Source organism: Photobacterium sp. WH24 (assembly GCF_019204055.1).
Lineage (GTDB): Bacteria > Pseudomonadota > Gammaproteobacteria > Enterobacterales > Vibrionaceae > Photobacterium > Photobacterium arenosum.
Genome location: NZ_JAGSOZ010000030.1, coordinates 1 through 15,663, shown reverse-complemented (window position 1 = coordinate 15,663; position 15,663 = coordinate 1). Strand labels below are relative to the sequence as shown.

Annotated in this window: 30 protein-coding genes; all 30 read right to left on the bottom strand. The window is 47.1% G+C overall.

Annotated elements, in window-relative coordinates; genetic code table 11:
* Window positions 1–600: 600 nt before the first annotated feature.
* The 30 genes from rplQ to KCG43_RS20725 all read right to left on the bottom strand — a co-directional run bounded on the left by rplQ (window position 601) and on the right by KCG43_RS20725 (window position 15,395).
* Window positions 601–987, bottom strand: coding sequence for a 50S ribosomal protein L17 (gene rplQ, locus KCG43_RS20870; RefSeq protein WP_027251964.1), 387 nt, complete (start codon window positions 985–987; stop codon window positions 601–603).
* Window positions 988–1,020: 33 nt separating this feature from the next.
* Complete coding sequence (gene rpoA / locus KCG43_RS20865) at window positions 1,021–2,010, bottom strand: DNA-directed RNA polymerase subunit alpha (RefSeq protein WP_027251963.1); 990 nt, start codon at window positions 2,008–2,010, stop codon at window positions 1,021–1,023.
* 23 nt (window positions 2,011–2,033) lie between these two features.
* Window positions 2,034–2,654 carry a 30S ribosomal protein S4 gene (rpsD, locus tag KCG43_RS20860; protein ID WP_218387341.1) on the bottom strand — a complete coding sequence of 207 codons (621 nt, stop codon included), beginning with the start codon at window positions 2,652–2,654 and terminating at the stop codon, window positions 2,034–2,036.
* 32 nt (window positions 2,655–2,686) lie between these two features.
* Window positions 2,687–3,076 (bottom strand): 30S ribosomal protein S11, encoded by a 390-nt coding sequence (gene rpsK / locus KCG43_RS20855; protein WP_027251961.1) that lies wholly within the window; start codon window positions 3,074–3,076, stop codon window positions 2,687–2,689.
* 19 nt (window positions 3,077–3,095) lie between these two features.
* Entirely contained in the window at window positions 3,096–3,452 is a 357-nt protein-coding gene (rpsM, locus tag KCG43_RS20850; protein WP_192017804.1) for a 30S ribosomal protein S13, read from the bottom strand.
* 144 nt (window positions 3,453–3,596) lie between these two features.
* Window positions 3,597–3,710, bottom strand: coding sequence for a 50S ribosomal protein L36 (gene rpmJ, locus KCG43_RS20845; RefSeq protein ID WP_000868186.1), 114 nt, complete (start codon window positions 3,708–3,710; stop codon window positions 3,597–3,599).
* A 29-nt stretch (window positions 3,711–3,739) separates the two neighbouring features.
* Window positions 3,740–5,071 carry a preprotein translocase subunit SecY gene (gene secY / locus KCG43_RS20840; protein WP_027251959.1) on the bottom strand — a complete coding sequence of 444 codons (1,332 nt, stop codon included), beginning with the start codon at window positions 5,069–5,071 and terminating at the stop codon, window positions 3,740–3,742.
* 22 nt (window positions 5,072–5,093) lie between these two features.
* Entirely contained in the window at window positions 5,094–5,528 is a 435-nt protein-coding gene (gene rplO / locus KCG43_RS20835; RefSeq protein WP_027251958.1) for a 50S ribosomal protein L15, read from the bottom strand.
* A 5-nt stretch (window positions 5,529–5,533) separates the two neighbouring features.
* A complete protein-coding gene (gene rpmD / locus KCG43_RS20830; RefSeq protein WP_027251957.1) occupies window positions 5,534–5,713 on the bottom strand; it encodes a 50S ribosomal protein L30 in 180 nt (59 codons plus the stop codon).
* Between the two features lie 5 nt (window positions 5,714–5,718).
* A complete protein-coding gene (gene rpsE / locus KCG43_RS20825; protein WP_192017803.1) occupies window positions 5,719–6,216 on the bottom strand; it encodes a 30S ribosomal protein S5 in 498 nt (165 codons plus the stop codon).
* 12 nt (window positions 6,217–6,228) lie between these two features.
* Window positions 6,229–6,582: a 50S ribosomal protein L18 gene (rplR, locus tag KCG43_RS20820; RefSeq protein WP_027251955.1), complete on the bottom strand. Its 354-nt coding sequence runs from the start codon at window positions 6,580–6,582 to the stop codon at window positions 6,229–6,231.
* A gap of 9 nt (window positions 6,583–6,591) precedes the next feature.
* The gene (rplF, locus tag KCG43_RS20815; RefSeq protein WP_192017802.1) at window positions 6,592–7,125 is read right to left on the bottom strand and encodes a 50S ribosomal protein L6; all 534 of its coding nucleotides are present in this window, start codon (window positions 7,123–7,125) and stop codon (window positions 6,592–6,594) included.
* A 13-nt stretch (window positions 7,126–7,138) separates the two neighbouring features.
* Window positions 7,139–7,531: a 30S ribosomal protein S8 gene (rpsH, locus tag KCG43_RS20810; RefSeq protein WP_027251953.1), complete on the bottom strand. Its 393-nt coding sequence runs from the start codon at window positions 7,529–7,531 to the stop codon at window positions 7,139–7,141.
* 35 nt (window positions 7,532–7,566) lie between these two features.
* Complete coding sequence (rpsN, locus tag KCG43_RS20805; protein ID WP_027251952.1) at window positions 7,567–7,872, bottom strand: 30S ribosomal protein S14; 306 nt, start codon at window positions 7,870–7,872, stop codon at window positions 7,567–7,569.
* Window positions 7,873–7,888: 16 nt separating this feature from the next.
* Window positions 7,889–8,428, bottom strand: a complete 540-nt coding sequence (gene rplE, locus KCG43_RS20800; protein ID WP_027251951.1) for a 50S ribosomal protein L5 — start codon at window positions 8,426–8,428, stop codon at window positions 7,889–7,891.
* A 15-nt stretch (window positions 8,429–8,443) separates the two neighbouring features.
* Window positions 8,444–8,758, bottom strand: coding sequence for a 50S ribosomal protein L24 (gene rplX / locus KCG43_RS20795; protein ID WP_027251950.1), 315 nt, complete (start codon window positions 8,756–8,758; stop codon window positions 8,444–8,446).
* Window positions 8,759–8,770: 12 nt separating this feature from the next.
* Window positions 8,771–9,142 carry a 50S ribosomal protein L14 gene (gene rplN, locus KCG43_RS20790; RefSeq protein ID WP_027251949.1) on the bottom strand — a complete coding sequence of 124 codons (372 nt, stop codon included), beginning with the start codon at window positions 9,140–9,142 and terminating at the stop codon, window positions 8,771–8,773.
* A gap of 164 nt (window positions 9,143–9,306) precedes the next feature.
* Window positions 9,307–9,561, bottom strand: coding sequence for a 30S ribosomal protein S17 (gene rpsQ, locus KCG43_RS20785; protein WP_027251948.1), 255 nt, complete (start codon window positions 9,559–9,561; stop codon window positions 9,307–9,309).
* Entirely contained in the window at window positions 9,561–9,752 is a 192-nt protein-coding gene (rpmC, locus tag KCG43_RS20780) for a 50S ribosomal protein L29 (protein ID WP_027251947.1), read from the bottom strand. Before rpmC ends, rpsQ begins: the two co-directional genes overlap by 1 nt.
* Window positions 9,752–10,162 (bottom strand): 50S ribosomal protein L16, encoded by a 411-nt coding sequence (gene rplP / locus KCG43_RS20775; RefSeq protein ID WP_027251946.1) that lies wholly within the window; start codon window positions 10,160–10,162, stop codon window positions 9,752–9,754. The genes rpmC and rplP overlap by 1 nt, the downstream gene beginning before the upstream one ends.
* A gap of 11 nt (window positions 10,163–10,173) precedes the next feature.
* Window positions 10,174–10,866, bottom strand: a complete 693-nt coding sequence (gene rpsC / locus KCG43_RS20770; protein ID WP_027251945.1) for a 30S ribosomal protein S3 — start codon at window positions 10,864–10,866, stop codon at window positions 10,174–10,176.
* Between the two features lie 19 nt (window positions 10,867–10,885).
* Window positions 10,886–11,218, bottom strand: a complete 333-nt coding sequence (rplV, locus tag KCG43_RS20765) for a 50S ribosomal protein L22 (RefSeq protein WP_027251944.1) — start codon at window positions 11,216–11,218, stop codon at window positions 10,886–10,888.
* Window positions 11,219–11,232: 14 nt separating this feature from the next.
* Entirely contained in the window at window positions 11,233–11,511 is a 279-nt protein-coding gene (gene rpsS / locus KCG43_RS20760; protein WP_007469141.1) for a 30S ribosomal protein S19, read from the bottom strand.
* A 20-nt stretch (window positions 11,512–11,531) separates the two neighbouring features.
* A complete protein-coding gene (gene rplB, locus KCG43_RS20755; protein ID WP_027251943.1) occupies window positions 11,532–12,356 on the bottom strand; it encodes a 50S ribosomal protein L2 in 825 nt (274 codons plus the stop codon).
* Between the two features lie 18 nt (window positions 12,357–12,374).
* Window positions 12,375–12,677, bottom strand: coding sequence for a 50S ribosomal protein L23 (rplW, locus tag KCG43_RS20750; protein WP_027251942.1), 303 nt, complete (start codon window positions 12,675–12,677; stop codon window positions 12,375–12,377).
* Window positions 12,674–13,276, bottom strand: a complete 603-nt coding sequence (gene rplD / locus KCG43_RS20745) for a 50S ribosomal protein L4 (protein WP_027251941.1) — start codon at window positions 13,274–13,276, stop codon at window positions 12,674–12,676. Before rplD ends, rplW begins: the two co-directional genes overlap by 4 nt.
* A 16-nt stretch (window positions 13,277–13,292) precedes the next feature.
* Window positions 13,293–13,922, bottom strand: a complete 630-nt coding sequence (rplC, locus tag KCG43_RS20740; protein WP_027251940.1) for a 50S ribosomal protein L3 — start codon at window positions 13,920–13,922, stop codon at window positions 13,293–13,295.
* Between the two features lie 14 nt (window positions 13,923–13,936).
* Window positions 13,937–14,248 carry a 30S ribosomal protein S10 gene (gene rpsJ / locus KCG43_RS20735; protein ID WP_005501283.1) on the bottom strand — a complete coding sequence of 104 codons (312 nt, stop codon included), beginning with the start codon at window positions 14,246–14,248 and terminating at the stop codon, window positions 13,937–13,939.
* A gap of 354 nt (window positions 14,249–14,602) precedes the next feature.
* Window positions 14,603–15,079, bottom strand: a complete 477-nt coding sequence (gene bfr, locus KCG43_RS20730) for a bacterioferritin (RefSeq protein WP_120513896.1) — start codon at window positions 15,077–15,079, stop codon at window positions 14,603–14,605.
* An 82-nt stretch (window positions 15,080–15,161) separates the two neighbouring features.
* Window positions 15,162–15,395 carry a (2Fe-2S)-binding protein gene (locus KCG43_RS20725; protein WP_192017801.1) on the bottom strand — a complete coding sequence of 78 codons (234 nt, stop codon included), beginning with the start codon at window positions 15,393–15,395 and terminating at the stop codon, window positions 15,162–15,164.
* Window positions 15,396–15,663: the final 268 nt, after the last annotated feature.

Genomic DNA, 15,663 nt, shown 5'->3' with positions numbered 1-15,663 from the left:
TTATAAAAAGTGCTACCAATTGGTCACTCAGTTCACTGATAAATCTTTTATGACTGTCTCATTGTCGAGTGCCCACACAGATTGCATGGTCAAATTGTTAAAGAGCTTGTTTCTAAGTAAGCCTTTGTGACTTAGCTCTCGAAACGGGCGGCCATTCTAACCAATCGAAGTGAAGTGTCAAACACTTTTTCAATTTGTTTTTTCTGACCGCTTACACTGCCTAGCACTTAAGTTTGCTGCTCTGCCGTGTCAGTGAGGCGGCATTATAGAGAGTCAGAATCACATGACAAGTAAAAAAACAGAAAAAGACACCAAGCGAACACTTTTCACTCACAAAAAAGAAAAACGAACAACAATCAAGCAAAATCACCCTCAATCATCGGGGCTGATAGGCTCCTAATGAGAATAAAAACAAAAAAAGTATAGTGGGAGAAGAAAGTTGTAGGGGAAGATAAAGAAGAACAACAAGAGTATTGACTAAAACAACAGTGGTTAAATCCATAACCACCCAGTCCTGATTGTAGTGCCAGATATTTAGTAAAACATCACTATAAAAAAAGCCGGGCAATGCCCGGCTTTCTTACGTTTTTAAACTATTGCTTATTCAGCAGCAGCTTCTTCCTGAGCTTCAGGACGGTCTACCAGCTCAATGTAAGCCATAGGGGCTTTATCACCAGCACGGAAACCGCATTTCATAATGCGAGTGTAACCGCCTGGACGCTGAGCAAAACGTGGACCTAATTCGTTAAACAGTTTAGCAACGACTTCGTTATCACGAGTACGTGCAAATGCCAGACGACGGTTAGCTACACTGTCAGTCTTAGCTAGGGTAATCAAAGGCTCAATTACGCGACGCAGCTCTTTTGCCTTAGGCAAGGTAGTCTTGATAAGCTCGTGACGTACCAGAGAGCTAGCCATGTTGCTGAACATCGCTTTGCGATGACTGCTGTTGCGGTTGAGTTGACGACCACTCTTACGATGGCGCATGACCTAATCCTTCTAACTAGATATCAGTAACTATTAATCTTCAGCGATAGATGCTGGCGGCCAGTTTTCCAGGCGCATACCCAGAGACAGACCACGTGAAGCCAGCACGTCTTTGATTTCAGTCAAAGACTTCTTACCCAGGTTTGGCGTTTTCAGTAGCTCAACCTCAGTACGCTGAACAAGATCACCGATGTAGTGGATCGCTTCTGCTTTCAAACAGTTAGCAGAGCGAACAGTTAGTTCAAGATCGTCTACAGGACGCAGTAGGATCGGATCGAACTCCGGCTTCTCTTCTTTCTCTTCAGGAACTCGTACATCACGCAGATCTACGAATGCGTCAAGTTGTTCTGCCAGAATAGTAGCAGCACGACGAATCGCTTCCTCAGGATCAAGAGTACCATTGGTCTCCATATCGATAACTAGCTTATCAAGGTCAGTGCGCTGTTCAACACGCGCAGCCTCGACTGAGTAAGCGATACGATCAACTGGGCTGAAAGTTGCATCAACTAACAAACGACCAATTGGACGCTCGTCTTCATCACTGTGAATACGAGCAGATGCTGGTACATAGCCGCGACCACGTTCTACCTTGATGCGCATGCTGATATCAGCATTATCATCAGTCAAATGGCAGATCACGTGCTCTGGGTTCGCAATCTCAACATCACCATCATGGGTGATGTCACCTGCAACAACAGGGCCTGCACCAGATTTACTGAGGCTCAAGATGACTTCGTCTTTCCCTTCAACCTTAACGGCCAGGCCTTTCAGGTTCAGTAGGATTTCAAGAACGTCCTCTTGGACTCCCTCTTTGGTGCTGTACTCGTGTAACACACCGTCGATTTCTACTTCAGTCACTGCGCAACCTGGCATAGATGACAGAAGAATACGACGTAGAGCATTGCCTAGAGTGTGGCCAAAACCGCGCTCCAGAGGCTCAAGAGTTACTTTTGCATGCGTCGTATTAACTTGTTCAATATCAACAAGACGCGGCTTAAGAAATTCTGTTACAGAACCCTGCATTGTGTCCTCTCTTAACTATAGCCTTACTTAGAGTAAAGCTCGACGATCAGGTGTTCGTTGATGTCGGCAGACAAATCAGAACGCTCTGGAAGACGCTTAAAGGTACCTTCCATTTTGTTGCTGTCTACTTCGACCCAAGTCGGCAGTTCACGCTGAGTAGCAACTTCAAGAGCTGCTATGATGCGTGCTTGGTTTTTAGCTTTCTCACGAATGCTAACAACGTCGTTTGCAGCCACCTGGAAAGATGGGATGTTAACGACTTGACCATTAACCAGGATCGCTTTGTGGCTTACCAGCTGACGTGATTCAGCGCGAGTTGCACCAAAGCCCATGCGGTAAACAACATTATCCAGACGACCTTCCAGAAGTTGCAGCAGGTTTTCACCTGTGTTGCCTTTCAGGCGAGCAGCTTCTTTGTAGTAGTTACGGAATTGCTTTTCCAGTACGCCATAAGTACGACGAACTTTCTGCTTCTCGCGAAGCTGAACGCCATAGTCAGACAGGCGGCCACGACGGGCACCGTGCTGGCCCGGCGCGTTATCAATTTTACACTTGGTATCAATCGCGCGAACACCAGACTTAAGGAATAAGTCAGTGCCTTCACGACGGCTAAGCTTCAGCTTAGGACCCAAATATCTTGCCATGTTCTTTCTCCAATATTCCTAGAAACGAAACGTTATACGCGACGTTTCTTAGGTGGACGACAACCGTTATGAGGGATCGGAGTCGCATCAACAATGTTAGTGATACGGAAACCCGCTGCATTCAGAGCACGGATTGTTGACTCACGACCAGGACCTGGGCCCTTAACCATAACTTCCAGGTTCTTAACGCCATATTCTTTGGCCATTTCACCACAACGCTCAGCAGCAACCTGTGCAGCAAACGGTGTAGATTTACGAGAACCACGGAAACCTGAACCACCGGCAGTTGCCCAAGCCAGAGCATTACCTTGACGGTCAGTAATGGTAACGATTGTGTTGTTGAAAGAAGCGTGGATGTGCGCTACGCCATCAGCAACTTGCTTGCGTACGCGCTTACGAGCGCGAGTTGGTTGTTTTGCCATTGTACTCTACCTTATCCGATTATTTTTTGATCGGCTTGCGCGGACCCTTACGGGTACGAGCGTTGGTTTTAGTACGCTGTCCACGTAGAGGTAGACTGCGACGATGACGAAGACCACGGTAACAACCAAGATCCATTAGGCGCTTGATGTTCATGGAAACTTCACGACGTAGATCACCTTCTACAGTGTACTTAGCTACACCATCACGCAGTTGATCGATCTGCTCTTCAGTTAGTTCACTGATCTTAACATTTTCAGCAATACCCACATCAGCCAGAATAGCTTTTGAACGAGTTTTACCGACGCCATAAATCGCAGTCAGTGCGATTACAGCATGCTTTTGATCAGGAATGTTAATGCCTGCAATACGGGCCACTATTCACTCCTAGTACTTATCAAGAATAACCGCTGCAAAGCCCGTTTAGGATACGCAGCGGTGTCACAATTCTTTTGCACACACAAAAGATGGTTGGCTAATTTAGCCAACCTACCTTCAATTTGCAAGAAATATTTCTGCTGGTTAGCCTTGGCGTTGCTTATGCTTTGGCTCACTGCAAATTACACGCACAACACCGTTGCGCTTGATAACTTTACAGTTACGGCAGATTTTCTTAACGGAAGCACGAACTTTCATTGCTAAACTCCGTAAATGGATAACCAAGCTTAACGGCCGTAGCCTTTAAGATTAGCCTTTTTCAAAACCGACTCATACTGTTGAGACATCAGGTGTGTCTGAACTTGAGCCATGAAGTCCATAATAACCACAACTACAATCAGTAGTGACGTACCGCCAAAGTAGAAGCGAACGTTCCAAGCAATCATCATGAACTCGGGGATCAGACAGATAAAGGTAATGTATAACGCACCAGCCAAAGTCAGGCGTGTCATCACTTTATCAATGTACTTCGCAGTCTGCTCGCCCGGACGAATACCAGGTATGAACGCACCGGATTTCTTCAGGTTATCTGCTGTTTCACGCGGGTTGAACACCAACGCTGTATAGAAGAAACAGAAGAAGATAATCGCAGCGGCATACAGCATAACGTACAGTGGTTGACCTGGGCTAAGTGCCAGAGACACGTCAGTCAGGAAACCAAAAGTACCTTCTCCATTTCCACCGAACCACTGAGCCAGTGTACCAGGGAAAAGAATGATACTGGATGCAAAAATTGCTGGAATCACACCTGCCATATTAATCTTCAATGGCAGATGAGTGCTCTGACCTGCATAGACCCGACGGCCTTGCTGGCGTTTGGCGTAGTTAACGACGATACGACGCTGACCACGTTCCATGAACACTACAAAATAGATTACAGCAAAAGAAATTACTGCAATTAACAGTAGAAGAAGTACGTGCAATTCACCTTGACGCGCTTGTTCTACGGTCTGTCCAATAGCTGGTGGCAATCCTGCAACGATACCTGTGAATATAATCAGAGATATACCGTTACCAATGCCACGTTCTGTAATCTGCTCACCTAACCACATTAAGAACATGGTACCAGTGACCAAACTTACGACCGCAACAAAGTAGAAACCAAGGCCTGGATTATGCACCAGGCCAGGGATCATACTTGGTAACCCCGTCGCAATACCAATTGCTTGGAAGGTTGCCAACACAAGCGTGCCATAGCGAGTATACTGGCTGATCTTACGGCGACCAGACTCACCTTCTTTCTTCAACTCGGCTAAAGCCGGATGAACAACCGTTAGCAACTGAACAATAATCGAGGCCGAAATATACGGCATAATACCCAGTGCTAAAATGGATGCACGCTCAAGTGCACCACCAGAGAACATATTAAACAGTTCAATGATGGTACCCTTTTGCTGTTCGAACAGATCGGCTAGTACAGCAGCGTCAATACCAGGAATAGGCACAAAAGAGCCAGCTCGGAAAATTAAGATAGCCCCTATTACAAATAGCAGACGAGTCTTAAGCTCTGCTAGGCCACCTTTTGCGCTACTAAAATCTTGTCCTGGTTGTTTAGCCATCTGTACCTCATCCTCGAGTTAATTATTCCTCGATTTTACCGCCTGCAGCTTCGATTGCAGCTTTAGCGCCTTTAGTTACGCGTAAGCCTTTCACTGTTACAGCGCGGTTGATCTCACCAGACAGAACAACTTTTACAGTTTCCATGTTCTTGGTGATCACGTTTGCAGCTTTCAGTGTTTCTAGACTTACTACGTCACCTTCAACTTTCGCCAGTTCTGACAGGCGAACTTCAGCTGTTACCAGGCTCTTGCGAGAAGTAAAACCGAATTTTGGTAGACGCTGTTTCAAAGGCATTTGACCGCCTTCGAAACCTGGGCGAACAGAACCACCAGAACGTGATTTCTGACCTTTGTGACCACGGCCACAAGTTTTACCCAGGCCTGAACCGATACCACGGCCTACGCGCTTCGCAGAAGGCTTAGAACCCGCAGCCGGAGATAGAGTATTCAAACGCATTCTGATTACTCCTCTACTTTAACCATGTAATGAACCTGATTGATCATGCCGCGAACGCAAGCAGTATCTTCCAGCTCAACAGTGTGGTTGATGCGACGTAGGCCCAAGCCACGCAGCGTAGCTTTATGCTTCGGCAAACGACCGATAGAGCTACGAGTCTGAGTTACTTTGATAGTTTTAGCCATGTCGATTACTCCAGAATTTCTTTAACAGAAAGACCACGCTTAGCAGCGATCATTTCTGGAGAGTTCATACCACTCAAACCATCAATAGTCGCACGAACGATATTGATTGGGTTTGTAGAACCGTATGCTTTAGCCAGTACGTTATGCACGCCAGCGACTTCCAGCACTGCACGCATTGCACCACCGGCGATGATACCAGTACCTTCTGATGCAGGTTGCATGTACACCTTAGAACCGGTGTGGCGACCTTTAACAGCGTGGTGCAGAGTACCTTCGTTCAGGGCAACTGTAACCATGTTACGACGTGCTTTTTCCATTGCTTTCTGGATTGCAGCTGGCACTTCACGTGCTTTACCGTAACCGAAACCAACGCGACCATTACCATCACCAACAACAGTCAGTGCGGTAAAGCTGAAAATACGACCACCTTTAACCGTCTTAGATACACGGTTAACAGCGATCAGCTTTTCATTCAGATCTGATTGAGTTTTTTCGTTAGCCATCTTCCGCCTACCTTAGAATTTCAGACCAGCTTCACGGGCAGCTTCTGCCAGTGCAGCCACGCGGCCGTGGTATTGGAAACCGGAACGATCGAATGCAACGTTAGAGATGCCTTTTTCAATCGCGCGCTCAGCGATGATTTTACCCACAACTGCAGCAGCGTCTTTGTTACCGGTGCTCTTCACTTGCTCACGGATCGCTTTTTCTACGGTAGAAGCGGCAGCGATAACCTCGGAGCCATTTGGTGCGATTACCTGAGCGTACACATGGCGTGGAGTACGGTGTACTACCAAGCGAGTTGCACCCAGTTCAGCAATCTTACGACGTGCTCTGGTCGCACGACGGATACGAGATGCTTTCTTATCCATAGTGTTACCTTACTTCTTCTTAGCTTCTTTAATACGCACGACTTCGTCGGCGTAACGAACACCTTTACCTTTGTAAGGCTCAGGGCTACGGTAAGCGCGAATGTCTGCAGCGACTTGACCAATCAACTGCTTATCAGTACCAGTCAGTACGATTTCAGTTTGAGTTGGACACTCAGCTTTAATACCTGCAGGCAGTTCATGCTCAACTGGGTGTGAGAAGCCCAGAGTCAGGCCAACAGCGTTGCCTTTGATGGCAGCACGATAACCTACACCCTTAAGGATCAGCTTCTTAGTAAAGCCTTCAGTAACACCAACAACCATGTTGTTAACCAGTGCACGAGCTGTACCAGCCTGTGCCCAAGCATCGTTGAAGCCGTCGCGAGGACCGAACTTAATGGTGTTTTCTTCCTGGGTTAGTTCAACTGCTTCGTTAATTACACGAACCAGTTCACCCTTACCACCTTTTACAGTGATTTCCTGACCGTTGAGTTTAACTTCTACGCCGGCAGGAACAACTACAGGTGCTTTTGCAACACGTGACATTTTCCTACTCCTATTAAGCTACGTAGCAGATAATCTCACCACCAAGACCTGCTTTACGAGCAGCACGGTCAGTCATCAGACCCTTGGAAGTGGACACAACGGCAATACCCAGGCCACCCATCACAGTCGGCAGCGCATCTTTTTTCTTGTAGATACGCAGGCCAGGACGTGAAACGCGCTGGATTTGCTCAATTACAGCTTTAGTCTCGAAGTACTTCAGAGTAACTTCGAGTTCAGGCTTAACTTCGCCAGAAACGGCGTAGTCAGCCACAAAACCTTCTTCTTTCAGCAAAGCTGCGATGGCAACTTTCAACTTAGAAGATGGCATTTTAACAGCAACTTTCTTCGCTGCCTGACCGTTACGAATGCGGGTCAGCATATCCGAAATCGGATCTTGCATGCTCATAAGTCAATACTCCGTGATTCTTAATTGGTAATAAATTACCAGCTAGCCTTACGCAGACCCGGAATCTCGCCTTTCATGCAAGCTTCACGAACCTTGATACGGGACAGACCAAACTTACGCAGGTACCCGTGTGGGCGTCCAGTCTGGTTACAGCGATTACGCTGACGAGATGGACTTGAATCACGTGGTAGAGACTGAAGCTTGAGCACTGCATCCCAGCGTTCTTCTTCAGACGCATTCACGTCGCTAATTAGAGCTTTAAGCGCGGCACGCTTTTCAGCGTACTTTGCTACCAGCTTGGCACGTTTTACTTCACGTGCCTTCATAGATTCTTTAGCCATTAGTAACCCTTACTTTTTACTTACGGAATGGGAAGTTAAAAGCAGACAGCAGAGCACGAGCTTCTTCGTCAGAGTTCGCAGTGGTTGTGATTGTGATGTCTAAACCACGTACACGATCCACTTTGTCGAAATCGATCTCTGGGAAGATAATCTGCTCACGAACGCCCATGCTATAGTTACCACGACCGTCAAATGATTTCGGGTTTAAACCACGGAAATCACGGATACGCGGTACAGCAATAGAGATCAGACGTTCGAAAAAGTCCCACATACGTTCGCCACGCAGGGTTACTTTACAGCCGATCGGGTAGCCCTCACGGATCTTAAAGCCAGCAACAGACTTACGAGCTTTGGTAACCAGCGGCTTTTGACCTGTAATTGCGGCCATATCAGCAGCTGCGTTTTCCAACAGCTTCTTGTCGTTCAAGGCTTCACCGACACCCATGTTCAGGGTGATCTTTTCGATCCTTGGGACTTGCATGATGCTCTTGTACTCGAACTTGTCAGCAAGTTCTTTTACAACAGACTCTTTGTAGTAATCATGCAGTTTCGCCATAGTACTACTCCAAAATTACTTGATAGTTTCGCCATTAGATTTGAAGAAACGAACTTTTTTGCCGTCTTCAAATCGGAAGCCTACACGGTCAGCTTTACCAGTTGCCGCGTTGAAGATTGCAACGTTAGAAGCATCAAGAGCTGCTTCTTGTTCAACGATGCCACCCTGGATACCCATAGCCGGTACAGGCTTCTGGTGTTTTTTAACCAGGTTGATACCTTCAACAACGATTTTACCAGTTGCCAGGACCTTAGATACTTTACCTTTCTTACCTTTATCTTTACCAGTAAGAACGATAACTTCGTCGTTACGACGGATTTTAGCTGCCATTTTCGTCACTCCTTACAGTACTTCTGGCGCTAGTGAAACAATTTTCATGAATTTCGCAGAGCGAAGTTCACGAGTCACTGGGCCAAAGATACGAGTACCGATTGGTTGCTCTGTATTGTTGTTCAGCAATACGCAAGCATTACGGTCGAAGCGAATGACAGAGCCGTCTGGACGACGAACGCCTTTACGGGTGCGCACAACCACCGCTTTCAGTACATCACCTTTTTTCACTTTACCGCGAGGAATTGCTTCCTTGACAGTAACTTTGATGATGTCACCGATATGTGCATAGCGACGGTGAGAACCACCCAGAACCTTAATACACATTACGCTACGAGCGCCGGAGTTATCGGCTGCATCTAGCATACTTTGCATTTGGATCATGTTAGTGCTCCGCTTATCAAAAACATCTAGACCCATCTCGGGTCGAATTCGCCTTTATTACAAGGGCGGCGAATAATAACACCATTTTTTGAGAATGGGTAGATAAAAAATAAACGGCCCCATTTTTTCAGGGGCCGCTCAGTTATGTAGTTGCTAAAGCTCGCTTAAACGCGCGCTTTTTCAACAACGCGTACCAAAGTCCAAGATTTTTTCTTAGACAGTGGACGACACTCACTGATCTCAACTGTGTCGCCAATGCCACACTCGTTGTTCTCATCGTGAGCGTGCAGTTTAGTCGTACGCTTGATGAACTTACCATAGATTGGGTGCTTCACGAAACGCTCGATAGCAACCACGATAGACTTGTCCATCTTGTCGCTAACAACACGACCCTGCTGAGTACGAATTTTCTCGCTCATTATGCGCCAGCCTTCTCATTCAGAACGGTTTTAACACGTGCGATATCGCGACGTACTGCTTTCAGAGTGTGAGTCTGTTGCAGTTGGCCAGTCGCAGCCTGCATGCGCAGGTTGAACTGCTCACGCAGCAGGTTCACAAGCTCAGCATTCAGTTCTTCAACGCTTTTTGCGCGCAGATCTTGTGCATTCATCACATCACCGCCTTAGTTACGAAAGTGGTTTTTACAGGAAGCTTACGCGCGGCCAGTTTAAAGGCTTCACGAGCAAGATCTTCTGAAACACCATCCATTTCATAAAGAACTTTACCTGGTTGGATTTGGGCTACCCAGTACTCAACGTTACCTTTACCCTTACCCTGACGAACTTCCAACGGCTTGCTTGTAATAGGCTTGTCCGGGAAGATACGAATCCAGATTTGGCCCTGACGTTTGATATGACGAGTCATAGCACGACGAGCAGCCTCGATCTGACGAGCAGTAATACGGCCACGGCCAACTGCTTTCAGACCGAAAGTACCGAAGCTTACATCAGTACCGTTCGCCAGACCGCGGTTACGACCCTTATGAGTCTTGCGGAATTTAGTGCGTTTAGGTTGCAGCATCAATAAACTCCTTATTTACGGCCTTTGCGTTGCTTCTTAGGCTTGTTATCAGCCTTAGGCTCTTCAACTGGCATACCACCCAGAACTTCGCCTTTGAAGATCCAAGTTTTGATACCAATTACACCGTATTGGGTGTGAGCGGAAGAAGTCGCATAATCAATGTCAGCACGCAGAGTGTGCAAAGGCACACGGCCTTCACGGTACCACTCGGTACGTGCAATTTCAGCGCCGCCCAGGCGGCCACTTACTTCAACTTTGATGCCTTTAGCGCCCAGACGCATAGCATTCTGTACCGCACGCTTCATAGCGCGACGGAACATAACACGGCGCTCAAGCTGAGAAGCGATGCTGTCACCAACAAGCTGTGCATCCAGCTCTGGCTTACGTACTTCGGCGATGTTGATCTGAGCTGGAACACCAGCGATCTTAGCAACGCGAGCGCGCAGTTTCTCAACATCTTCGCCTTTCTTACCGATAACAACGCCTGGACGAGCAGTGTGAATGGTTACACGAATACTCTTAGCAGGACGCTCGATAACGATACGAGACAGAGACGCTTTTGCTAATTCCTTGGTCAGGAATTGACGTACCTTGAAGTCGCCGTCTAGGTTGTCAGCGAATTCGTTGCTGTTAGCATACCAAGTGGTATTCCAAGGCTTAACGATGCCAAGACGAATACCATTAGGATGTACTTTTTGACCCATTGCTTTGTCTCCTACTCTCTTAGCGATCCGCTACAACAACAGTGATGTGGCTAGAACGCTTCAAGATGCGATCGGCACGGCCTTTAGCACGAGGCATAATACGCTTCATGGTTGGGCCTTCATCAACGAAGATTTTCGCAACATTCAAGTCATCGATGTCTGCGCCTTCGTTGTGCTCAGCATTAGCGATAGCGGATTCCAGAACCTTCTTAACCAGGTCAGCAGCTTTTTTGTTGCTGAAAGTCAGAATTTCCAGAGCTTGTGCAACCGTTTTACCGCGCACTTGATCCGCAACCAAACGAGCTTTCTGCGGTGAGATGCGAGCAAAGCGATGTTTAGCGATAGCTTCCATTACCTATACTCCTCTTAGCGCTTCTTAGCTTTCTTATCTGCAGCATGGCCGCGATAAGTACGTGTTGGTGCAAATTCGCCCAGCTTGTGACCGATCATTTCTTCAGAAACGAAAACGGGTACGTGCTGACGACCATTATGGACAGCGATGGTCAAACCGATCATCTGAGGGATGATCATTGAGCGACGGGACCAAGTCTTAACAGGCTTCTTGTCACCGCTTTCCACCGCTTTCTCTACCTTCTTCAGCAAGTGCAGGTCAATAAAAGGACCTTTCTTGAGAGAACGTGGCATGGCTTATCCTCTGATATAAATTACTTATTACGACGACGTACGATGTACTTGTCGGTACGTTTGTTCTTACGAGTTTTGTAACCCTTAGTCGGTACGCCCCATGGTGTCACTGGGTGACGACCACCAGAAGTACGACCTTCACCACCACCGTGTGGGTGGTCGATTGGGTTCATTACAACACCACGTACGGTTGGACGAACACCACGCCAACGTGAAGCACCGGCTTTACCCAGTTCACGCAGCATATGCTCACCGTTACCAACCTCACCCAGAGTCGCACGACCTTCGGCAAGAACTTTACGCATTTCGCCAGAACGCAGACGAATAGTTACGTATGCGCCAGCACGAGCTACGATTTGTGCGTAAGTACCAGCTGAACGAGCCAGCTGAGCACCTTTACCAGGCTTCAGTTCAACACAGTGTACGGTTGAACCTACTGGGATGTTGCGCATTGGCAGGGTGTTACCTACTTTGATCGCAGCATCTGAACCAGACTGGATAGTATCACCAGCTTGGATGCCTTTTGGTGCAATGATGTAACGACGCTCACCATCTGCGTAAAGAACCAGAGCGATGTTTGCGCTACGGTTTGGATCGTATTCCAGACGCTCAACTTTCGCTGGGATACCATCTTTATTACGCTTAAAGTCAATCAGACGGTAATGTTGTTTGTTACCACCACCGATGTGACGAACAGTAATACGACCGTTATTGTTACGACCACCAGTCTTAGAGTTTTTCTCTAGAAGTGGTGCATACGGCTTACCCTTATGCAGGTCAGAGTTAACCACTTTAACAACGTGGCGACGACCTGGGGAAGTCGGCTTACATTTTACAATAGCCATTCTTCTTTGCTCCTAGCCTTACTCTGCACTACCAGCGAAGTCGATGTCTTGACCTTCTTTCAGGATCACGTACGCTTTCTTCCAGTCACTACGACGGCCTTGGCGCATACCTTGACGCTTAGTTTTACCTTTAGCAATCAGAGTATTTACAGACTTAACTTCAACCTCGAACAGTTTTTCAACTGCCGCTTTGATCTCACGCTTCGTTGCGGTCATCGCTACTTTGAAAACGATAGTGTTACCGTTCTCAGCAGCCATGGTCGCTTTTTCAGAGATGTGCGGAGCACGCAGAACTTTTAGGATACGCTCTTCGGTGATCATGCCAGCATCTCCTCAACTTGCTTAACTGCCGCAGCAGTCATCACTACTTTGTCGAATGCGATCAAGCTAACTGGGTCGATTGCAGCGGCATCGCGAACGTCAACCTTGTACAGGTTGCGTGCTGCCAGGAACAGATTCTCATCCAGTTCACCAGTCACGATCAGAACATCGTTCAGTTCCAGCTCTTTCAGCTTTGCAGCCAACTCTTTAGTTTTTGGTGCTTCTACTGAGAAGTTATCAACAACGATCAGACGCTCTTGACGAACCAGCTCAGACAGGATGCACTTCATCGCACCGCGGTACATTTTCTTGTTAACTTTCTGGCTGTGGTCCTGTGGACGAGCTGCGAAAGTTACACCACCTGTACGCCACAGTGGGCTACGGATTGTACCCGCACGGGCACGACCAGTACCCTTTTGACGCCATGGCTTAGCACCGCCACCAGATACGTCAGAACGGGTCTTTTGTGCACGAGTACCTTGACGGGCACCTGCTGCATACGCAACAACTACTTGGTGCACCAGCGCTTCGTTAAACTCACGCCCAAAAGTAGTTTCGGAGACAGCTAGCGCATCAGCGCCTTTGACTACCAATTCCATTACTAACTCCTCGACGTTACGCTTTAACAGCTGGTTTTACGATCACGTTGCCGCCAGTTGCGCCTGGTACTGCACCTTTGATCAGAAGCAGGTTGCGCTCAGCGTCAACACGTACGATCTCTAGGTTTTGAGTCGTTACACGCTCAGCACCCATATGACCAGCCATTTTCTTGCCTTTAAATACGCGACCTGGAGTCTGACATTGACCGATAGAACCAGGAGCACGGTGAGACAAGGAGTTACCGTGGCTCATATCTTGAGTACGGAAGTTCCAACGCTTAACAGCGCCTTGGAAACCTTTACCCTTAGAAGTGCCAGTAACGTCTACTTTCTTAATTTCGTTGAACAGTTCTACGTTCAGCTCAGCGCCTACTGCGAACTCTTCACCATTGTCCAGGCGGAATTCCCACAAACCGCGGCCAGCTTCAACACCTGCTTTCGCAAAGTGACCAGCTTCAGCTTTGTTTACGCGGCTTGCTTTCTTAGCACCAGCGGTAACCTGGATAGCGTTATAACCATCAGTGTCTACAGATTTAACCTGAGTAACACGGTTATTTTCTACTTCAACCACAGTAACTGGGATAGAAGCGCCATCTTCGGTAAAGATGCGGGTCATGCCCACTTTACGACCGATTAGACCAATCATTCTCTTATCTCCCCTTAACCTAGGCTGATCTGTACATCAACGCCAGCAGCTAGATCCAGACGCATCAGAGCATCAACAGTTTTGTCTGTTGGCTCAACGATGTCGATAAGGCGCTTGTGGGTACGGATTTCGTACTGATCACGGGCGTCCTTATTCACGTGTGGAGAAATAAGAACAGTGAAACGCTCTTTACGAGTAGGCAGTGGGATTGGACCACGAACCTGCGCGCCAGTACGCTTAGCTGTTTCAACGATCTCCGCAGTAGACTGATCGATCAAACGGTGATCGAAAGCCTTCAGGCGGATACGAATACGTTGGTTCTGCATGAGACAGAGCTCCAATTCAAAAAAATTTACACAAACAATATCGCCACTCAAACTCGTTAAAACGAGAGAATGTCGATTGATTTATGTGAACGTAGCACCCCTTTTGGGCGCATTGTCAGCCAATTTAATGACTGCGAACATAAGTCAGAGTATACATTACCGAATCAGAGAACTGATTCCTTCCTCAACGCTTATTGGTTCACAACCGTCTTCTCGAGACAGTGCCGGGCATTATACCGATCACAAAATAAAAGGCAAGAGATGATGGGAAATTAAGCGGAAAAATGAAAAAGCCTTCATCCGTTGTGTACTGTGAGTCGATGAAGGCGATAAGCGCTTGATGAAATAGGCTGGCTAGTCGTCGTCTACAATCTGGGCCTGATTGTAGTTGTTGATACCCATGCGCTCAATCAAACCGAGCTGAGTTTCCAGCCAGTCGACATGCTCTTCTTCGTCTTCCAGAATGTCCTGGAATAGATCCCGGGAGACATAATCCCGTACTTCTTCAGCGTACTGAATTGCGTCCCGTAAATCCGGAATGGCATCCATTTCCAGAGAGAGATCACACTCGAGCATTTCTTTGGTATCTTCGCCAATACGCAGCTTACCCAAATCCTGGAGATTCGGAATCCCCTCCAGAAACAGGATACGTTCAATCAAATGATCAGCATGATTCATTTCATCGATAGATTCGTGGTATTCCTTGTCGGCAAGATGCTTGAGGCCCCAATCCTTGTACATACGGGCATGGAGGAAATACTGGTTGATTGCCACCAGTTCATTGCCCAGGATTTTATTGAGATGTTGAATGATTTTCGGATCGGCTTTCATTAGCTAACACTCCTCTCTCGGTTCCTTTAAGCTTAGAACCGATCTGAAGAGTGTCAAAAAAGAGACGTTGTTAAACTGAAGATTAGCTCGCTTTTTTGAGCGTAACCTCAGTAATGTCAATCACTGTAATATCCTGAGCAGTATCCCGCTCCAGAACCACATGTTGAATGATACCTTTTGCCTGACGAATACACTTACCGCATTGAGAACCGAGAGGGGTGATCGCTTTGATCCCACGGATATCTGATATACCTTCCTCTTCTACCAATTTCACAATCTTTTTGTCAGAAATTCCGTGACACAGGCAAACGTACATAACAACTCTCTACAACTGATCTGACTCAAATATAAACGAGAACCGTTAGCATTACTACTTCTGTTCCGTCACTTTGCTAGATGAATTAGTTATCAATAATGAACAAAATTGCGCCTACAGAATATGTAGAAAAGATAAGCAGTTAGCTGTGGGATTTTGCCAAGGGAATCAGAATCTGAGGGGAAAAAAGCTGTTGCAGAGTCTTAAATATACAAAAAGGGAGCCTGAGCTCCCTTTTTTCGTGTTGATTAAATCTATGCTAATTAAG